Consider the following 17,697-nt stretch of genomic DNA (forward strand, 5'->3'; position numbering starts at 1 on the left):
TATGATCCCGGTATCTTCGTTACCGGATGTACATCCCCCAATGGACGACCCTGCGCAGGCGACAAGCAAACCCAGTTGGCTTGAGCGCCTGACCCACTTCCTGCTGCGGGAGCCAGAAGACCGCGGCGAACTCGTAGACATACTCCACTCCGCCTTCGAGCGGCATCTGCTCGACGCCGATGCACTCGGCATGATCGAAGGCGTGCTCAACGTGGGCGACATGCAGGTGCGCGACGTCATGGTGCCGCGCAGCCAGATGGATGTCATCGACATCGCCCAGTCGCCCGACCAGTTCATTCCCTTCGTGATGCAAACCGCGCACTCGCGCTTTCCGGTCATCGACGGCAACAAGGATGATGTGCTGGGCGTGCTGCTGGCCAAGGATCTGCTGCGCTACTACGCAGAAGGCGAAGACAACTTCAGTGTGCGCGACATGCTGCGCCCGGCGGTGTACATCCCCGAGTCCAAGCGGCTGAACGTGTTGCTCAAGGATTTCCGCAACAATCGCAACCACATGGCCATCGTGGTGGATGAATACGGCGGCGTGGCCGGCCTGATCACCATCGAAGACGTAATGGAACAGATCGTCGGCGATATCGAAGACGAATACGACTACGACGAAACCGAAGACAACATCATCGTCGACCGTCGCGGCCACTGGCGCGTGAAAGGCGTGACCGAGATCGCCGATCTCAACGAGGCACTGAAGACCGAATTTTCCGATGCCGAGTTCGATACCGTGGCTGGCCTCATCACGCAGCAGTTTGGCCATGTGCCCAAGCGCGGCGAGAAAATCGCGTTTGAAGGCTACCAGTTCCAGATCGTGCGCGCGGATAGCCGCCGCGTGCATTCGGTATTGATAGAGCGACTGCCGGAAGAAGAGGAAGCCGTTTGATCCGCACGCTGCTGCTCTGGCTCACACTGGCCGCCTGCGGGGCGGCCAGTGTTTTTGCATACGCCCCCGTCAACATCGTGCCCTTGCTGCCGCTGTCGCTGGCGGCGCTGTTTTTCGCGGTGGAGATAGCCCCCACCAAGCGCCAGGCAGCGCTGGCCGGCTTCGTCTGGGGGCTGGGTTATTTCGTCGGCAATGTGCACTGGATCTACATCAGCCTGCATACCTTTGGCGGCATGCCCGCGTGGATGGCGGCGGGCTGCATCCTGCTGTTCTCGGCTTACCTGGCGTTGTTTCCCGCGCTGGCCGCCTGGCTGAGCCGCCGGCTGCCCTGCCCGCCACGCTGGCGACTGCCACTGTTGCTGCCAACCGCGTATATCGCCACCGAATGGTTGCGTGGCTGGCTGTTTACCGGTTTCCCGTGGGCGGCCACCGGCAATAGCCAAGTGGTGGCGCTGGCGGGTTTCTTCCCGCTGTTCGGCGTGTATGGCGCCGGGTGGCTGGCAGCGCTGGCCACCGCGCAATGGCTGGTCAACTGGAAGCGCGGGCTGATCGCCACCGCCGCACTGCTATTGGCGAGTGCCGGCCTGGCGCAGATCGCCTGGACCACGCCGAGCGGCCCCAAGGTCAGCGTGAGCATCGCGCAGGGCAATATCCGCCAGGATGAAAAGTGGGATGCCAAACATTACGTGGACGCATTGCGCGTGAATCTGGCGCAGGTGGCACAGGCACGCGGCGAAGTGATCATCCTGCCGGAAACCGCCATCCCATCGTTCTACCAGGATACGCCGCCCGCCTATCTGGCACAGCTGCGCGCCACCGCGCGGGAGAAAAACGCCGCGTTGCTGTCCGGCTTTGCCATGAGCGATCCGGACCCGAACGTGTACTACAACGGTGTACTCAATATCGAAACGCCCACACATTTCTATGCCAAATCCCACCTGGTGCCGTTCGGAGAATACGTGCCGCTGCCGTGGCTATTTGGCTGGATGTACAACTACCTGAACATGCCGCTGTCCGGCTTTGCACGTGGTGCGGCGCAACAGTCGCCACTGCTGGCAGGCAAGCTGAAGATTGCCGCCAACGTCTGCTATGAAGATGCATTTGGCGACGAGCTGCGGCGCAACAGTGCCGACGCCGGCCTGATGGCCAATTTCTCCAACATGGCATGGTTCGATGGCTCATGGGCGGCCGAGCAGCATGCGCAGATGAGCAGTGCGCGCGCGCTGGAAAACGGCCGCTGGATGCTGCGTGCCACCAATACCGGCCTTACCGCGGTGATCGACCAGCACGGGCGCCGCGTGGCGCAATTGCCGGAACGCAAGCGCGATGTACTGGAAACCAGCGTGCAACCGATGAGCGGCCATACTCCGTACATGCGCTGGGGTGATTACCCGGTTTTGCTGGCCTTGCTGGCGGTATTGCTGGCAGCGCCACTGGCCGGCCGCCGCCGGTCCTGAGCGGCTTTGCATTTGGCATCCAGGTTGTAAGCTGAATCGAAGGGCGAGACCGTCCTGCCGATTCATGTTTATCGCCCCGCGGTGCGCAGCATGGCTGCCGCTACCAAGCGGGCAAGGGAGAGCGCGATGGATGCACGCGGCTTCTTCGCCACGCTCTGGCACGATTATGCCCGGCTCGCTCCGCAGGCCCTGACCATCCGCGCGCTGTTCGGTGGCCAGCAGGTGATCAACGATCACGTGGCGTTCCGCACCTTCGATAGCAGCCCGATTGCGCTGGCCCGGCTGGAGCCCGTGCTGTTCGCACTGGGCTATCAGCGCCACGCACCCTACGAGTTCCCCGACAAACACCTGAGCGCCCGGGGTTACACGTCGGCAGATGCAGATCTGCCACTGGTGTTCCTGTCCGAGCTGCATGTGCGCAGGCTGTCCACCCCGAGTCAGCTGATCGTCGAGCGCGCCATCGCAGCCATCCCGCCACGACTGGCAATCGGCGCAAGCACGCTCAACGCTGGCCGCCTGTGGCCGGCCGTCAGCCGTGATGACTATCAACGCGTTGCCGACGAGAGTGAATACGCGGGCTGGCTGCTGGCCCATGGCCTGCACGCCAATCACTTCACCGTGGCTGTGCACCGCCTGCAGCCGCAACTTTCACTACCCGCAGTCATCGCCAGGGTGGAAGCAGCCGGCTACGCCATCAATGCAGCAGGCGGAAAAATCAAGGGCAGCCCGGACGAGTTGCTGGAACAGGCCAGCACGCTGGCGGACCGCATCAGCGTCCGGTTTGCCGATGGCGCACTGACAGTGCCGTCGTGTTACTACGAATTCGCCCGCCGCTACCCGGATGGCAGTGGCAGGTTGTACCAGGGCTTCGTGGCCGCCAGCGCCAGCCGGATCTTTGAATCAACCGACCGGCCGGGAGCATCGTGAACCACACCCTGCTGCCGGGCCTGCTACTGGCAATCAGCACTGTCGCCGCCGCCAGCGATGCCAGGGTGCTGACCTGGGCCATCCGCGACTGGCCACCGGTGTTCATCGTGCCCACGCAAACCGCACCGAAAAGCGTGACGCAACTGGGCAATGGCGTGGCCGACCAGAACATGGCGGCGCTGATTGCACACATGCCCGAGTATGAGCACCGCTTTGTGTACGCCAACATCAACCGCATTTTTGCCGATATGGCCGCAGGTACACCCGAGTGTTTTGCGGTGGCGCTGAAAACGCCAGAGCGCGAAAAGGCCGCCTGGTTCACCCGCAATTTCCTGTTGCCCCCGATGCACATGGTGGTGCGCAAGGATCAGCTGGCGCGCATCACCGCAGGCAGCAACGGCATGGCTGTAGAAGCACTGAGCAAGCGCAGCGATCTGGCCGCCTATGTCGAAAACGGCCGCAGCTACGGTGCAGCAGTGGATAGTCTGGTGAAAACAGCACCCGGCGTCTTCCGCAGCATGACCGTTACCGAAAGCGGCCAGCTGATCCGCATGCTCGATGCCGGACGCATGGACTACACCTTCGAATACCCGTACGTGGTCGAGTACATGCAACGCCAGTTTCCGTTCCGCAATGAACTGGCACTGCTGCCCATCGCAGAAGCAGCCACGCCCCTGACCAGCTACGTGGCCTGCACCCGTAATGCCTGGGGCTTGCAGGCAATTCGTGATATCGACCGCGCCATCCGCATGCTGGCCAGAACCCAGGCATTCCGCCAGCCGCTTTACGATTGGCTATCGCCCGAGCTGCGCGATCGCTACCGGCCACAAATCGAGAGATTCTATGACGAACGCGCCCGCCGGCCAGACCTGCCGGCCAACCCGTAAGGGGTCCGCATGAAACCGCACCTGGTTCTTGCCCTGATACTGCTGCCCGCGCTGGCATGCGCGGAACCACAACGGGAAATCACCTGGGTGCTGCTCAACTGGCCACCGGTATTCATCCTGTTCGATGGCCAGACACCGGCAGCCCCGAACGAGCTGGGCAGCGGCATGGGCGAGCAACAGCTGCGCATGATGGCCGAGCGCCTGCCGCAATACCGCCATCGCTACGTACGCAGCGATCCGCAACGCGCATTTGGCGAAATGCGCCGCGGCATGTCGTTGTGCTTCTACCCGGCGCTGAAAACGGAAGACCGCCGCACATACAGCTACGCGTTGCCCGCAGCCATCACCACGCCGTTGCAACTGGTGGTGCGCGAAGACCAGCGTGCCCGCATCGCGCCAGGCCCGGCTGGCGTCAGCCTGCCCGCGCTGCTGGCCCGCAACGATCTCAAAGGCTATGTGCAGAAGGGCCGTTCTTATGCACAGGCGGTGGATACCATTCTCGATGCGCCTGCCAGCCAGGCCAAACGCATCACGCTGCCACGCGTGGGGCATTTGCAGCAATTGATCGACAGCGGCCAGGTCGACTACACGCTGGAATACCCGTACGTGATCGAATACGAGAACAAGGTGGCCCGCTTCCATAACGATCTGGTTTCCGTGCCCATTGCCGAACTGGAAGAACCGGTGGTCTGGCATGTGGCCTGTACCCGCAACAACTGGGGCAAGAACCTGATGCGGGATCTCGATCCGGTATTGCGTGAACTTGCCACCAATGCAGACTGGCGCGAGATCTCCGGCCAATGGCTGGATCCGGCTACGCAGCGGCTCTACCACGCGCGTTTCAAGGCGTTTTACGACTGGCGCCAGCGCGTCACCCTCAAGGAGCTGCAGCCGTGAAGACCGGTCTGCAAAGCGTTTGGGCATGGAAAGACCCGCCAGTATGGCGCCCTGCGCTGCCGGCGATGGCTTTTGCGCAACCCAAAAACATCAGACCTGCCGCAACCATAAATGCCCGCCCCGGCGAAGCAAGGAATAGCCATGGAAAAGGTCATCGTGATCGGTGCCGGCAAGATCGGCGCCAGCATTGCCAAGCTGCTCGTGCATAGTGGCGACTATGACGTTACCGTGGCCGATCGCGACGAAGCCAGCCTGGCGCGCCTTGCAGCTCGCGCACCGCTGCGCACAGTGCAACTGGATGTGAAAAACCGCGACAGCCTGGCAAGCGCCATGAAAAACCGGCGCGCGGTGCTGTCGGCCACCAGCTTCGACGTCAACCCGACGATTGCCCGCGCCGCGCTGGCAGCAGGCTGCAGCTACTTTGACCTGACCGAGGACGTCGCCACCACGCGGGCAGTACGCCGCGTGGCCGAATCCGCCGCCCCGGGCCAGGTGTTCATGCCGCAATGCGGGCTGGCGCCCGGCTTCATCGGCATCCTGGCCGCTGACCTCAGCCGCCGTTTCGACCTGCTCGATACCGTGAAGATGCGCGTGGGCGCCTTGCCGCAATATCCGAGCAATGCCATCAAGTACAACCTGACCTGGTCTACCGACGGGCTGATCAACGAATACTGCAACACCTGCGAAGCCATCGTTGAGGGGCAGCGGATCGATGTGCTGGCACTGGAAGGGCTGGAGCATTTTGCATTGGACGGGCTTGAATACGAAGCCTTCAATACCTCGGGCGGGTTGGGCACGCTGTGTGAAACGCTGGCCGGTCGCGTGCATACGCTCAACTACAAAACGGTGCGTTACAGTGGTCATCAGTACCTGATGGACTTTTTGGTCAATGGCCTGCGCCTAGGGGCCACCCGCGCCAGCCGGCGCCTGATGAAACGCATGCTGGAAACCGCCGTACCCATCACGCTGCAGGACGTGGTGCTGGTGTTCGTATCGGTATCCGGCCAGTTGCACGGGCAGTTCCGGCAGATTACCGATGCCCGCAAGCTCTACCACCGCGAGCTGTTCGGTGAGGTCTGGAGCGCGATACAGCTCACCACCGCCGCCAGTGCCGCTGCGGTGCTTGATCTGCACCTGGCCGGGCAGTTGCCTGAAGCAGGCTTTGTCAGACAGGAGGATGTGGTGCTGGCAGACTTCCTCGCCAACCGCTTTGGCCGTTACTACGCCACCGACCGCTACGCAGAAGAAATCCCTGTTTGACCGCAGTCTGGGCACCCCACGGAAAGGAGACTGGCGATGCACACACTCGAGCAACTGCTTGCCCCGCTGGGGCTGGCCGACTGGCGGCACGGCGATACCTGGCCGGCCGCCATCATCAGCGGCCAGGCACATTACCCACCCACGCAGAGCAATGCGCTGTCCAGCCCGATCGACCAAGCCGGTCACGGCATGCTGCTGACCGCCAGCCAATCCGATAGCGAGCACGCCATCCACGCAGCCAGCCAGGCTTTTGCTCAGTGGCGCTGCGTGCCCTCCCCGCTGCGGGGCGAACTGGTCCGGCGCATTGCTGTACTGGTACGCGAACGCAAACAGGCGCTGGCGACACTGATCACGCTGGAATCGGGCAAGATCGGCAGTGAAGCTGCCGGCGAAGTGCAGGAGTGGATCGATATCTGTGATTTTGCCGTGGGCCTTTCGCGTCAGCTATATGGACAGACAATCGCCAGCGAGCGGCCCAGCCACCGGCTGATGGAACAGTGGTTGCCGCTGGGGCCGGTGGGGGTGATCAGCGCCTTCAATTTTCCGGTGGCGGTGTGGGCGTGGAACGCCATGCTGGCGCTGGTATGCGGCGATACGGTGATCTGGAAGCCATCTGCGCAAACCCCGTTGACCGCATTGGCAGCCAGCCGCGTGGTGCTCGATGCAATCGCCGACTTCCCCGCTGCGCCCGTCGGCCTGATCAGCGTGCTGCAGGGTGATGCCGATATCGGACAGCAGTTGGCAGGTGACCGCCGCCTGCCGCTGATCTCCGCCACCGGCTCGGTGCGCATGGGGCGGGCAGTGGCACAAACCGTTGCAGCACGGCTGGGGCGCAGCTTGCTGGAGTTGGGTGGCAACAATGCGGCCATCGTCACACCCAGCGCAGACCTTGATCTGGCGCTGCGCGGCATCGTGTTTGGCGCCGCCGGCACCTGTGGCCAGCGCTGCACCACGCTGCGCCGGCTGATCGTGCACGAATCCATTGCCGATGCATTGACCACCAGGCTCATCAACGCCTACGCCAGCCTGAAAATCGGTGACCCGCGCGATCCCGCCGTGCTGGTCGGGCCGTTGATCAACCAGCGTGCGCTCACCGCCATGCAGCACGCACTGGCTAGCGCCGTGGCGCAAGGCGGGCACACCCTGTACGGCGGCGAAAACGTCAGCGAGCAAGTTCCTGCCGGGGGCAGCTATGTGCGGCCTGCCATTGTTTCCATGCTGGCGCAAAGCGCCATCGTGCGCGAGGAAACCTTTGCTCCCATCCTGTACCTGCTGCGTTACAGCCATCTGGATGAAGCGATTGCATTGCAGAACGCCGTGCCACAGGGGCTATCAAGCGCGATTTTCACTACCGATCTGCGCGAGATGGAAGCGTTCATCGGCCCCGCGGGCTCCGATTGCGGCATCGCCAATGTCAATGCAGGCACCTCGGGTGCAGAAATCGGCGGTGCTTTCGGTGGCGAAAAGGACACCGGCGGCGGGCGTGAATCCGGCTCCGATTCGTGGAAAGCCTACATGCGTCGCAGCACCAATACCATCAACTACGGCAGCGGCCTGCCGCTGGCGCAAGGCGTACAGTTCTGATGCCATGGTGCCGTACCCGGCACACCACTCCGTGCATCCATGCTTAGCAATGCACGGCAATCGCAACATCCGGCATCACCTTGCTTGTCGCGACAAAATGATATGTTATAACATATTAAATATTCGACCTCATCACCAAGCCAGGAACGCCCATGCACCTTCGATCCGCTCTTCCCGATTCCCGCCTGCCGGTCACCGTGCTGTCGGGCTTCCTTGGTGCCGGAAAAACCACCTTGCTCAACCACATCCTGAACAACCGCGATGGCCTGCGCGTGGCCGTCATCGTCAACGACATGTCCGAGGTCAATATCGATGCACAGCTGGTACGTGACGGCGGTGCGGCACTCGCGCGAGCCGATGAAAAACTGGTGGAAATGAGCAATGGCTGCATCTGCTGCACGCTGCGCGAAGACTTGCTGATCGAAATACGCCAGCTGGCAAAGGCTGGCCGGTTTGATTACCTGCTGATCGAATCCACCGGCATCGCAGAACCGTTGCCGGTAGCGGAAACCTTTACCTTCCGCGATGAAGACGGACAGAGTCTGGCCGACATCGCCCGGCTCGATACCATGGTGACCGTAGTCGATGCATGCAATTTCCTGCGTGATTACAGCAGCATCGACCTGCTGGCAGACCGGGGAAGCGCACTGGGTGCGGATGACCAGCGCGCGCTGGTCGATCTGCTGGTGGAGCAAGTTGAGTTCTGCGATGTGCTGGTACTGAACAAGACCGATCTTGTCAGTGCGGCGGAGCTGGCCCGGCTGGAGCACATGCTGCACGCGCTGAACCCGCGCGCCGATATCGTGCACAGCCAGTTCGGCGCGCTGCCGCTGCCGCGCGTGCTGGATACCCGGCGCTTTGATTTCGAAGCGGCCGCCAATGCACCGGGCTGGCTGCAGCAACTGCGCGGCGAATACCTGCCGGAGAGCGCTGAATACGGCATCAGCAGCGTTGTGTACCGCGCCCGCCGGCCATTTCACCCGCAACGGTTCTGGCAACTGATCCACCAGTCGTGGCCGGGCGTGATCCGCTCGAAGGGTTATTTCTGGCTGGCCTCACGCCCGCAGTGGGTAGGCAGCTGGTCGCAGGCCGGCGTGCATTCCAGCCATGGTGCTGCCGGCATGTGGTGGGCTGCGGTGCCGCGCAAGGATTGGCCGCAGGATGCCGATACGCTACACGAGATCAATACGGACTGGGATGCGCGCTATGGTGACCGGCAGCAGGAAATCGTACTGATTGGCCAGCATCTGGATCAGGCCGCACTGTGTGCAGCGCTGGATGCCTGCCTGCTCGATGATTGCGAAGCCATGCTGCCCGGCGATATGCTGCCCGATCCATTTCCCGCCTGGCAGCCGGCGGAACAGTGATCCATAGCGGCCGCCGGAACGTCGCTACGCCACCGTCAGGCCAGCGGATCGAAAGGCTTGCGTTTCGATGGCGCGAACACCAGCCGCGTACCGGCCAGACGATCATGCAGCAGCTGTTTTTCGCGGTCGGCAAACGCCCAGAAAAAAGGCGCCAGGAACAAACCGAAGGAGAACCATGCGTACGGAATCCATTGCGGATCGCGCCTTGCCAGCATCCACAGCGGGATCAGAGGAAACCAGCAAGCAAAGGCCGCAAAAAAGCGTATTGCCGCAGCACGCAGCGATACCGGCTGTCCGTTCACCGCCAGAATGCGCACGCGCCAGGTTTTCATCGCCAACGTCTGCCCGCCACGCCGCCAGCACCATGCAAAATAGAAGAAACTCACCGCCATCAACCAGGCGAAGTTGAGCATATGCGCAAACGGCGTATCGATCACGCCATCTACCTTGACGCCACCCAGCAGCGATTGCAGCACCGCCTGCAAGGCCAGCGCGGGAATGCCCGCCAGCAGGATCACCGGAACCAGCAGCAGCAGCTCGTACAGCCAGGCAAAAAAACGGCGCCACCAGCCGGCAAGGCGGGGCGCACCGGCAACATTCGCCGGTGCAGGAGTATCTGGGGTCATTGTTGATCGTTCTTGGAGCGGCGTGGTTTAGCGGTTTCGGCCTGATGCTCGGCGCGCAGCCTGTCTACGGTGCGCCGGCGCTCTTCTGCCGGCATCGCCTGCAATCGCAGGTAATTGGCATGCGCCTGATCGCGCTGTGCCGGGGTGAAGCTGGCCCAGCGCGAAATGCGCTCGCGTACACGCGCCTGTTGCTCTGCTTGCAACGTCGGATAGCGCTTGGCCACCTTGACGAGGTGCTCGCGCTGCTGCTCGGGCAATGTATTCCATTCGGCGGCCAGCGGCATCAGCAACTGGCGCTGGTCGGCAGGCAACGCCTGCCACGATGGCACTGCCGCCGAGGCAAACGCCGCGGTAAGCAACAATGCAATAATCAGTGCAAATCTGCTGACCATGCCTGCATCCGGTTATTGGCAAGCGCTTCCAGCGGAATATCATCCGCCAGCAGCATGGTTTCCAGTTCGCTGTCGCCCTCGCGGCCATGCATCTGCCATGCACCGCCGATGGCCGCCAGCACGCACAGGGTCACCGCACTGCCCCAGGCAGCCGGATGCGCATGCCAATGCTGGTTGACCCAGCCAGCGATGCCTGCCCAGCGCGGCTGGTTGGCCGCATGCGACAGCGCCAGCGCCTGGATTTGGTTCAGGCGCGCTTGCGCACGCGCAGACACCGGCAGTTTGTCCAGTTGCTCGGTCACGCGCCGGGCGACTTCCGGCTTGGCTTGTTCGGCATTCATTTGGGCACCTCGTTTCATTGGCTGGACCAGCTCACGCCATGCAGGTTGAGCCAAGTGGCCAATGCAGCATTTGCGCGTGAACAGTGCGTCTTCACGCTGCCTTCGGAACATCCCATCACGGCAGCGGTTTCTGCAACATCCATCTCCTCCCAGTAACGCAGAAGGAAAGCCTCGCGTTGACGGGTTGGCAACTTGGCAATGCCTTCTTCGATCAGCGCCATCATGCGCGCCTGATCGTGCTCCATCTCGGGGCTGGGCGCCACTGGCTGATTCGGCAACCATTCGAGTGGATCACTGGTATCGGCTTCCGCATCATCGGACTGGAAAGCCGACAGCAGCACCGTCCAGAACCCGCGGGTTTTCTGGCGGCGGAAATGATCGCGGATCACGTTCTGCAGGATGCGCTGGAACAACAACGGCAACTCTTCGGCTGGCTTGCCCGCATAGCGGTCGGCCAGGCGCAGCATGGCGTCCTGCACCAGATCGAGTGCAGTGTCTTCGTCCTGGACGGCAAACATCGCCTGGCGGAACGCCCTGCGTTGCACCGCGCCCAGAAAATCGGACAGCTCTTGCTGCGTTGCCAGAAATTTCTCCTCAAGCCATATGACCGCCAGGCTGCGCCGTGCAGCCTGCACGCAATGAGACAGCCCGATTGCATTGCCTGCCTGGCCGGGCAAGCTGCGCGCCTGCGGGCGTCGATGCTAACAAACACCTGCCGTTCAAGCCAGAAGAACTTGCCAGATGCGGAATGATCGGCTATTTTCCCCGGTTCACACCCGAAACAGATTTGCACCGGCGCCCTACCCCGGGCGTCACACACCGACCAGCACACGCGCTTACCAGCGCAGCCGGCGTAGCGCATTCCACAAGAAAGTCGCCACGCAGCACGCCCGGGAATAGGGCTACGGCCCTAAAGAGCCAAGGGACAAGCGGCCTGCCGCAGTGACCGAACACCATGGGATACCCGCGCCACCGCGCGAGCATCCGACCCGCCAGCACGCCCGCAGGCGGATCACCCGGTGATGAGGCGCAGCATGCACGCAGACTCGAACTGAATGGACGGCAGTTTTTTCCGCCCAAACTGCATACTAGGGGTGCACCATGGAGATTTCAGGCGCTGAAATCGTCTCCCGCTGCCTTGCTGAAGAGAACGTCGAATTCGTATTCGGCTATCCCGGCGGCGCGGTCCTGGAAATTTACGATTCCATCTTCAAGCAAGAAAAATTCAAGCACGTGCTGGTTCGTCACGAGCAAGCCGCTGTCCACGCTGCCGATGCGTATTCGCGCTCGAGCAACAAGGTCGGCGTGGCCCTCGTCACATCCGGCCCGGGCGCAACCAATGCACTGACCGGCATTGCCACTGCCTATATGGATTCGATTCCGCTGGTGGTGATTTCCGGCCAGGTGCCATCGAACGCCATCGGCCTCGATGCATTCCAGGAAGTGGACATGATCGGCTGCTCGCGCCCGATCGTGAAACACAACTTCCTGGTGAAGGACGTGCGCGATCTCGCCACCACTTTCAAGAAAGCCTTCCATATCGCCGCAACCGGCCGCCCCGGCCCGGTGGTCATCGACATCCCCAAGGATGTAACGATGGCCAAGACCGAGTTCAGCTACCCGGAATCGGTCACCATCCGCAGCTACAACCCGCCGGTGAAAGGCCATCCAGGCCAGATCAAGAAAGCGGCCCAGCTGCTGGCTGAAGCCAAGCGCCCGTATATCTACGTGGGCGGCGGCGCCGTACAGGGCGGCGCATCCGCGCAGGTTACCGAGCTGGTGCGCCTGCTGGGTGTGCCGTGCACCAACACGCTGATGGGCCTGGGCGCGCTCGACGGCAACGATCCGCACTTCGTCGGCATGCTGGGCATGCACGGCACCTACGAAGCCAACCTGGCGATGCAGTACTGTGACGTGCTGATCGCCATCGGCGCCCGCTTCGACGACCGCGTGATCTCGTCGCCCAGCCAGTTCCTGTCCAGCCCGAAGAAGATCGTCCACATCGACATCGATCCGTCCTCGATCGCCAAGCGCGTGAAAGTGGACGTGCCCATCGTCGGCGATGTGAAATACGTGCTGAACGACCTGATCGCGGTGCTGAAAGAACAGAACATGCGCCCGAACGCGGATGCGCTGGCCAACTGGTGGAAGCAGATCGACGAATGGCGCAAACCCAATTCGCTGCTGTACACGCCATCGACCGAAGTGATCAAGCCGCAATCGGTGATCGAAGCACTGTGGCAGGTAACCAATGGCGAAGCCATCGTCACGTCCGACGTCGGCCAGCACCAGATGTGGGCGGCGCAGTACTACAAGTTCCGCCGTCCCAAGCAGTGGATCAACTCCGGCGGCCTCGGCACCATGGGCTTCGGTCTGCCTGCCGCGATGGGCGCGCAACTGGCCAACCCGAACGCGCAGGTGGCCTGCGTGACCGGTGAAGGCTCGATCCAGATGAACATCCAGGAACTGTCCACCTGCAAGCAGTACCACACCCCGGTGAAGGTGCTGTCGCTGAACAACCGCTACCTGGGCATGGTGCGCCAGTGGCAGGAGTTCTTCTACGGCACGCGTTATTCCGAGTCGTACATGGATGCGCTGCCCGACTTCGTGAAGATCGCCGAGGCCTATGGCCACGTCGGCTTCAAGGTCGAGAACCCGGCCGATGTGGAGCCGGTACTGAAAGAAGCTTTCGGCCCGTCACTGAAAGAGCGCCTGGTGTTCATCGACTTCCGTACCGATCAGCGCGAGAACGTGTTCCCGATGATCCAGAACGGCCGTGGCCTGAACCAGATGGACCTGCCTGAACATATGCGCGGCATGCAGCAGACGCCGTTTGAAAACAACCGTGACTACGGCAACCTGTGCTGAGGAAGGAGTGAACATGCGACATATTCTTTCCGTCCTGATCGAAAACGAAGCCGGCGCGCTATCGCGCGTTACCGGGCTGTTTTCCGCACGCGGCTACAACATCGATTCGCTGACGGTGCAAACCACCGAAGACCCGACGCTGAGCCGCATGACCATCGTCACGCACGGTTCGGACGACGTGATCGAGCAGATCACCAAGCAGCTCAACAAGCTGATCGAAGTGGTGAAGGTCATCGACCTGAACGAGGCCGATCACATCGAGCGCGAGCTGATGCTGATCAAGGTACGTGCCGCCGGCAAGGACCGCGAGGAGATCAAGCGTACTGCCGATATCTTCCGCGGCCGCATCATCGATGTGACCGACAAGACCTACACCATCGAACTGACCGGCACCGGCAGCAAGCTCGACGCGTTCATCAACGCCATCGATGCCGCAGCCATCCTTGAAACCGTGCGTACCGGTGCCTCCGGCATCGCCCGCGGCGAACGCATTCTGAAGATTTAACGGCGGGCAAGGGCATACAGCCCGCCCCGGACAACCCTGAAAGGAAAAGCAAAATGAAAGTTTATTACGACAAAGACGCCGACATCAGCCTGATCAAGGGCAAGCAAGTCACCATCGTCGGCTACGGCTCGCAAGGCCATGCACACGCACAGAACCTGAAGGATTCGGGCGTGAACGTCACCATCGCGCTGCGCAAGAACGGCGCATCGTGGGCCAAGGCGGAAACCGCCGGCTTCAAGGTGCAGGAAGTGGCTGAAGCCGTGAAGGGCGCCGATGTGGTCATGATCCTGCTGCCGGATGAATCGCAACCGGACGTCTACCACCGCGACATCGCGCCGAACCTGAAGGATGGCGCAGCGCTGGCGTTCGCACACGGCTTCAACATCCATTACAACCAGATCGTTCCGCCGGCCAACGTCGACGTGATCATGGTTGCCCCGAAAGGCCCGGGCCACACCGTGCGTTCGGAATACCTGAAGGGCGGCGGCGTACCGAGCCTGATCGCCATCTACCAGGACAAGTCGGGCAAGGCCCGCGACGTAGCGCTGTCGTATGCTGCTGCCAACGGCGGCACCAAGGGTGGCGTGATCGAAACCAACTTCCGCGAAGAAACCGAAACCGACCTGTTCGGCGAACAGGCCGTGTTGTGTGGCGGCGCGGTCGAGCTGGTGAAGGCCGGCTTCGAAACCCTGACCGAAGCGGGCTACGCGCCGGAAATGGCTTACTTCGAATGCCTGCACGAACTGAAGCTGATCGTTGACCTCATGTACGAAGGCGGCATCGCCAACATGAACTACTCGATCTCGAACAACGCTGAATACGGCGAATACGTGACCGGTCCGGAAGTCGTGACTTCCGCCACCAAGGAAGCGATGAAGAAAGCGCTGTACCGTATCCAGTCGGGCGAATACGCGAAGATGTTCATCCAGGAAGGCAAGACCAACTACCCGTCGATGACGGCACGTCGCCGCCTGAACTCGGTGCATCCGATCGAAACCGTGGGCGCAGAACTGCGCGCCATGATGCCGTGGATCGCCAAGAACAAGCTGGTTGACCAGTCCAAGAACTGATCCAACCCGATCAGTTGTCAGCAGAACGGCCAGCCACAAGCTGGCCGTTTTTCATTCTTGCCGCCCCGGATAAACAACCGATGCGAAACAGGGTGATCTGGCATGTGTCGCGCGTAGCCTGACCCGGGAAAAACAACCGGCAGTTCACTCAAAAACTGACAAACGCCGCTTCATCCACTTCTTCATCACCGGAATCGAGCGAGATCACGCGCTGGCGCTCGTCACTGTCTGCCGCCGCCCTGGTCTTGCTGCGTTTGGCGGTAGCGCTCACCCGTTGCCCGGTACGGAAGAAGCCGATCACTTCCTGCAGCTGCAACGCCTGCGCGCTCATTTCCTCGGCAGTCGCGGAAAGCTGTTCGGAGGCAGATGCATTCATCTGCGTGGTCTGCGCCAATTGGGTGACTGCCGAGTTGATCTGTGTGAGGCCTGTGGTCTGCTCGCGTGATGCAGCAGAGATTTCCTGCACCAGATCCGCGGTCTTGCGGATGGCCGGCACCATCGCCCCCAGCAGCGATCCGGCACGCTCGGCCAGCTCCACGCTATCTGTCGCCAGCGTGCCGATTTCCTGTGCGGCCACCTGGCTGCGCTCGGCAAGCTTGCGCACTTCCACTGCCACCACCGCAAAGCCCTTGCCATGTTCGCCGGCCCTTGCCGCTTCGATCGCAGCATTGAGCGCCAGCAGGTTGGTCTGATAGGCAATGTCGTCGACGATGCCGATCTTGCCGGCAATCTGCCGCATGGCAGCGACTGTCTGGCGTACCGCATCGCCGCCGTCGCCCGCATCGCTGGCAGACTGGCTGGCCATGCCATCGGTCACCTTGGCGTTGTCCGAGTTCTGCGCCACCGTGGCGGTGATTTCCTCGACCGCGGCGCTGGTCTCCTCCACGTTGGCCGCCTGCTCGGATGCATTTTGCGACAGCGACTGCGCAGATGCCGATATCTGCTCGGATGCCGATGCCAATGCCCCGGCAGAGGTACTGACGTCACCGATCACCTGCTTGAGCTGCCGCACCATCTGGCGGATGTTGTACAGCATGCTGATGGTATCGCCCTGGCGTACCGGCACGGTCACGGTGAGATCGCCTTTGGCAACCTGCGCCAGGATATTGGATGCAGTCTGCAATTGCAGGATCAGTTGCTGCACGCTGTACATCATGCTGCGGGTGTCATCGCCACGCAGCTGCACATTGAGCGATGTATCGCCGTCGGCCACTTTTTTCATGATGCGCATCGCATCGGCCGGCTCGCCACCGATCTGGCGCAGGATCATGCGCGTCACCACGATGCCGATCAGCAAGGCCAGGATGAAGCCACCCACGATGGCGCTGGTCAGCAGGCGCGTCATTTCCGCGGTCATCACTGTGGCCTGCTCGTTGGCCTTCAGCGCGGCTTCGTCATTGGCCTTGACGAGCTGCGCGATGGTCGAGAGCAACGTATCGAACATCGGCCGGGTTTCACCCCGTACCAGCGTGACTGCCTCGGCATGCTGGCCAGCCTGCAGCAGCGTCACCACCTTTCTGGATGAGGCGAGATAGCTGGCCCAGTGCTGCTCGTACACGCTCAGCAAGCGCTTTTCTTCTTCCAGCGTCACGCCCTTGCGATATTCCGCAAAGGTTTCGTTGACGAACTTCTCGGAGGCCAGATTCTGCTCGGCCAGCTTGGCGGTTTCTTCAGCGTCGTTCAATGCCAGTTCCACATACACACGTCGATAGTGCTGGATGGTTTCTTTCTCCAGCCGGCCCAGATCGCGCACGGGCACCAGCCTGTCGTTATACATGCTGTCGAGCATCTGGTTTGCTTCACGCAATTTGCCGATGCCGATCACGCCGATGGCCACCGAAACCAGCGCGACCAGGATAAAGGCACAGATCAATCTGGTGATCAGCTTCATGTTCGTCAGCCACTGCATGATGTCTCTCCTTGCTGCGGTAGGGCGGTCAGGCCATCGGAGCCGGGCGCAGGCTTGCCCGGCCGGCGGTGGCGCTTTGTGCATTGGCTGTATTTTGGCGTGGCGCAACCATTGCAATATTTCATCGGACGTAAAGATCAGACTAGGCAATACACAAATGTTTTCAAACATTATTTACCCATGAATTACCCGCATTTCGTGGCTGTATGACCAAGCCTGTAGCGCACGCCCGCGCGCCACGCAGTGGCCCGCAGCACATGCAGCGATGCCATGAACATGGCATGCTGGAAAATAATTCGTCGCTGCTGTCATATCCGGGTGAATGGCACGACCTAAGCTGCAGGAGGCCACGCGGCCCCCGCCACTGCACTCACCAAACCTGTTGAACAATTCTGGAGATCGATCATGAACAAGCAACTTCTTGCCGCATCCGCATTGACAGCCATCCTTGGCGCCACCCTGGCTGCACCGGCCCTCGCCGCTGATCAGGAAAAGTGTTACGGCATTGCCAAGGCCGGTCAGAACGACTGCAAGGCCAATAGCCACTCGTGCGCGGGCCAGGCCAGCACCGATATGGACCCGAAGGAATTCAAGGCGGTTGCCACCGGCACCTGCACCAAGATGGGCGGCACGCTGAAAGCCATGTGATCGCGCGGCATGGCTGCGGGTGGCAATACCCTCGCCCGCAGCCAGCCCGCACCGCTGTCATGGT

17 protein-coding genes are annotated in these 17,697 nt (G+C 61.7%); 12 read left to right on the forward strand and 5 right to left on the reverse strand.

The genetic code is table 11. The annotated features are described in order from the left end of the window. Positions 1-40: 40 nt before the first annotated feature. From IGB42_RS08610 to zigA, 8 genes are all read left to right on the forward strand, one after another. Positions 41-895 (forward strand): HlyC/CorC family transporter, encoded by an 855-nt coding sequence (locus IGB42_RS08610; RefSeq protein WP_159669963.1) that lies wholly within the window; start codon positions 41-43, stop codon positions 893-895. Further along, entirely contained in the window at positions 892-2,352 is a 1,461-nt protein-coding gene (lnt, locus tag IGB42_RS08615; protein WP_159669966.1) for an apolipoprotein N-acyltransferase, read from the forward strand. Before IGB42_RS08610 ends, lnt begins: the two co-directional genes overlap by 4 nt. A gap of 90 nt (positions 2,353-2,442) precedes the next feature. After that, positions 2,443-3,279, forward strand: coding sequence for a DUF1338 domain-containing protein (locus IGB42_RS08620; protein WP_201799867.1), 837 nt, complete (start codon positions 2,443-2,445; stop codon positions 3,277-3,279). Next, positions 3,276-4,166 (forward strand): TIGR02285 family protein, encoded by an 891-nt coding sequence (locus tag IGB42_RS08625; RefSeq protein WP_159669969.1) that lies wholly within the window; start codon positions 3,276-3,278, stop codon positions 4,164-4,166. Before IGB42_RS08620 ends, IGB42_RS08625 begins: the two co-directional genes overlap by 4 nt. Before the next feature lie 9 nt (positions 4,167-4,175). Further along, the gene (locus IGB42_RS08630) at positions 4,176-5,063 is read left to right on the forward strand and encodes a TIGR02285 family protein (protein ID WP_159669972.1); all 888 of its coding nucleotides are present in this window, start codon (positions 4,176-4,178) and stop codon (positions 5,061-5,063) included. A gap of 141 nt (positions 5,064-5,204) precedes the next feature. Continuing rightward, on the forward strand, positions 5,205-6,323 hold the full coding sequence (locus IGB42_RS08635; RefSeq protein ID WP_159669974.1) for a saccharopine dehydrogenase family protein: 1,119 nt from the start codon (positions 5,205-5,207) through the stop codon (positions 6,321-6,323). A gap of 36 nt (positions 6,324-6,359) precedes the next feature. After that, a complete protein-coding gene (locus IGB42_RS08640; RefSeq protein ID WP_159669977.1) occupies positions 6,360-7,907 on the forward strand; it encodes an aldehyde dehydrogenase family protein in 1,548 nt (515 codons plus the stop codon). A 152-nt stretch (positions 7,908-8,059) separates the two neighbouring features. Further along, positions 8,060-9,274 carry a zinc metallochaperone GTPase ZigA gene (gene zigA / locus IGB42_RS08645; protein WP_159669980.1) on the forward strand — a complete coding sequence of 405 codons (1,215 nt, stop codon included), beginning with the start codon at positions 8,060-8,062 and terminating at the stop codon, positions 9,272-9,274. Between the two features lie 35 nt (positions 9,275-9,309). On the opposite strand, the gene IGB42_RS08650 is transcribed toward zigA, so the two are convergent. Genes IGB42_RS08650 through IGB42_RS08665 form a run of 4 tightly spaced genes read right to left on the reverse strand, consistent with a single transcriptional unit; the run spans position 9,310 to position 11,310 of the window. Next, complete coding sequence (locus IGB42_RS08650; RefSeq protein WP_159669984.1) at positions 9,310-9,900, reverse strand: RDD family protein; 591 nt, start codon at positions 9,898-9,900, stop codon at positions 9,310-9,312. Then, complete coding sequence (locus tag IGB42_RS08655; RefSeq protein ID WP_159669987.1) at positions 9,897-10,292, reverse strand: DUF3106 domain-containing protein; 396 nt, start codon at positions 10,290-10,292, stop codon at positions 9,897-9,899. Before IGB42_RS08655 ends, IGB42_RS08650 begins: the two co-directional genes overlap by 4 nt. Continuing rightward, positions 10,271-10,633 carry a DUF3619 family protein gene (locus IGB42_RS08660; protein ID WP_159669990.1) on the reverse strand — a complete coding sequence of 121 codons (363 nt, stop codon included), beginning with the start codon at positions 10,631-10,633 and terminating at the stop codon, positions 10,271-10,273. Before IGB42_RS08660 ends, IGB42_RS08655 begins: the two co-directional genes overlap by 22 nt. Before the next feature lie 14 nt (positions 10,634-10,647). Further along, positions 10,648-11,310 (reverse strand): RNA polymerase sigma factor, encoded by a 663-nt coding sequence (locus IGB42_RS08665; protein ID WP_236822532.1) that lies wholly within the window; start codon positions 11,308-11,310, stop codon positions 10,648-10,650. A gap of 424 nt (positions 11,311-11,734) precedes the next feature. Between IGB42_RS08665 and ilvB the strand changes: the two genes are divergently transcribed. Genes ilvB through ilvC form a run of 3 tightly spaced genes read left to right on the forward strand, consistent with a single transcriptional unit; the run spans position 11,735 to position 15,076 of the window. After that, complete coding sequence (gene ilvB, locus IGB42_RS08670) at positions 11,735-13,501, forward strand: biosynthetic-type acetolactate synthase large subunit (protein ID WP_159669993.1); 1,767 nt, start codon at positions 11,735-11,737, stop codon at positions 13,499-13,501. 13 nt (positions 13,502-13,514) lie between these two features. Continuing rightward, positions 13,515-14,006, forward strand: a complete 492-nt coding sequence (gene ilvN, locus IGB42_RS08675) for an acetolactate synthase small subunit (RefSeq protein ID WP_159669996.1) — start codon at positions 13,515-13,517, stop codon at positions 14,004-14,006. Between the two features lie 53 nt (positions 14,007-14,059). Then, positions 14,060-15,076 carry a ketol-acid reductoisomerase gene (ilvC, locus tag IGB42_RS08680; RefSeq protein ID WP_159669999.1) on the forward strand — a complete coding sequence of 339 codons (1,017 nt, stop codon included), beginning with the start codon at positions 14,060-14,062 and terminating at the stop codon, positions 15,074-15,076. Positions 15,077-15,224: 148 nt separating this feature from the next. On the opposite strand, the gene IGB42_RS08685 is transcribed toward ilvC, so the two are convergent. Beyond that, positions 15,225-16,985, reverse strand: a complete 1,761-nt coding sequence (locus IGB42_RS08685; protein WP_159670002.1) for a methyl-accepting chemotaxis protein — start codon at positions 16,983-16,985, stop codon at positions 15,225-15,227. A 405-nt stretch (positions 16,986-17,390) separates the two neighbouring features. Here IGB42_RS08685 and IGB42_RS08690 point away from each other — a divergent pair, with 405 nt between their 5' ends. Next, entirely contained in the window at positions 17,391-17,633 is a 243-nt protein-coding gene (locus tag IGB42_RS08690) for a DUF2282 domain-containing protein (RefSeq protein ID WP_159670005.1), read from the forward strand. Positions 17,634-17,697: the final 64 nt, after the last annotated feature.

It is taken from the genome of Andreprevotia sp. IGB-42 (genome assembly GCF_009848685.1).
Classification (GTDB): domain Bacteria; phylum Pseudomonadota; class Gammaproteobacteria; order Burkholderiales; family Chitinibacteraceae; genus Andreprevotia.

What these genes read in the sequence shown, in the direction of transcription:
- IGB42_RS08610 (WP_159669963.1), top strand. Translation starts at nt 41, where the DNA reads ATGGACGACCCTGCGCAGGCGACAAGCAAACCCAGTTGGCTTGAGCGC.
- IGB42_RS08620 (WP_201799867.1), top strand. Translation starts at nt 2,443, where the DNA reads ATGGCTGCCGCTACCAAGCGGGCAAGGGAGAGCGCGATGGATGCACGC.
- IGB42_RS08630 (WP_159669972.1), top strand. Translation starts at nt 4,176, where the DNA reads ATGAAACCGCACCTGGTTCTTGCCCTGATACTGCTGCCCGCGCTGGCA.
- IGB42_RS08635 (WP_159669974.1), top strand. Translation starts at nt 5,205, where the DNA reads ATGGAAAAGGTCATCGTGATCGGTGCCGGCAAGATCGGCGCCAGCATT.
- IGB42_RS08640 (WP_159669977.1), top strand. Translation starts at nt 6,360, where the DNA reads ATGCACACACTCGAGCAACTGCTTGCCCCGCTGGGGCTGGCCGACTGG.
- zigA (WP_159669980.1), top strand. Translation starts at nt 8,060, where the DNA reads ATGCACCTTCGATCCGCTCTTCCCGATTCCCGCCTGCCGGTCACCGTG.
- IGB42_RS08650 (WP_159669984.1), bottom strand. Translation starts at nt 9,900, where the DNA reads ATGACCCCAGATACTCCTGCACCGGCGAATGTTGCCGGTGCGCCCCGC.
- IGB42_RS08655 (WP_159669987.1), bottom strand. Translation starts at nt 10,292, where the DNA reads ATGGTCAGCAGATTTGCACTGATTATTGCATTGTTGCTTACCGCGGCG.
- IGB42_RS08660 (WP_159669990.1), bottom strand. Translation starts at nt 10,633, where the DNA reads ATGAATGCCGAACAAGCCAAGCCGGAAGTCGCCCGGCGCGTGACCGAG.
- ilvB (WP_159669993.1), top strand. Translation starts at nt 11,735, where the DNA reads ATGGAGATTTCAGGCGCTGAAATCGTCTCCCGCTGCCTTGCTGAAGAG.
- ilvN (WP_159669996.1), top strand. Translation starts at nt 13,515, where the DNA reads ATGCGACATATTCTTTCCGTCCTGATCGAAAACGAAGCCGGCGCGCTA.
- ilvC (WP_159669999.1), top strand. Translation starts at nt 14,060, where the DNA reads ATGAAAGTTTATTACGACAAAGACGCCGACATCAGCCTGATCAAGGGC.
- IGB42_RS08685 (WP_159670002.1), bottom strand. Translation starts at nt 16,985, where the DNA reads ATGCAGTGGCTGACGAACATGAAGCTGATCACCAGATTGATCTGTGCC.
- IGB42_RS08690 (WP_159670005.1), top strand. Translation starts at nt 17,391, where the DNA reads ATGAACAAGCAACTTCTTGCCGCATCCGCATTGACAGCCATCCTTGGC.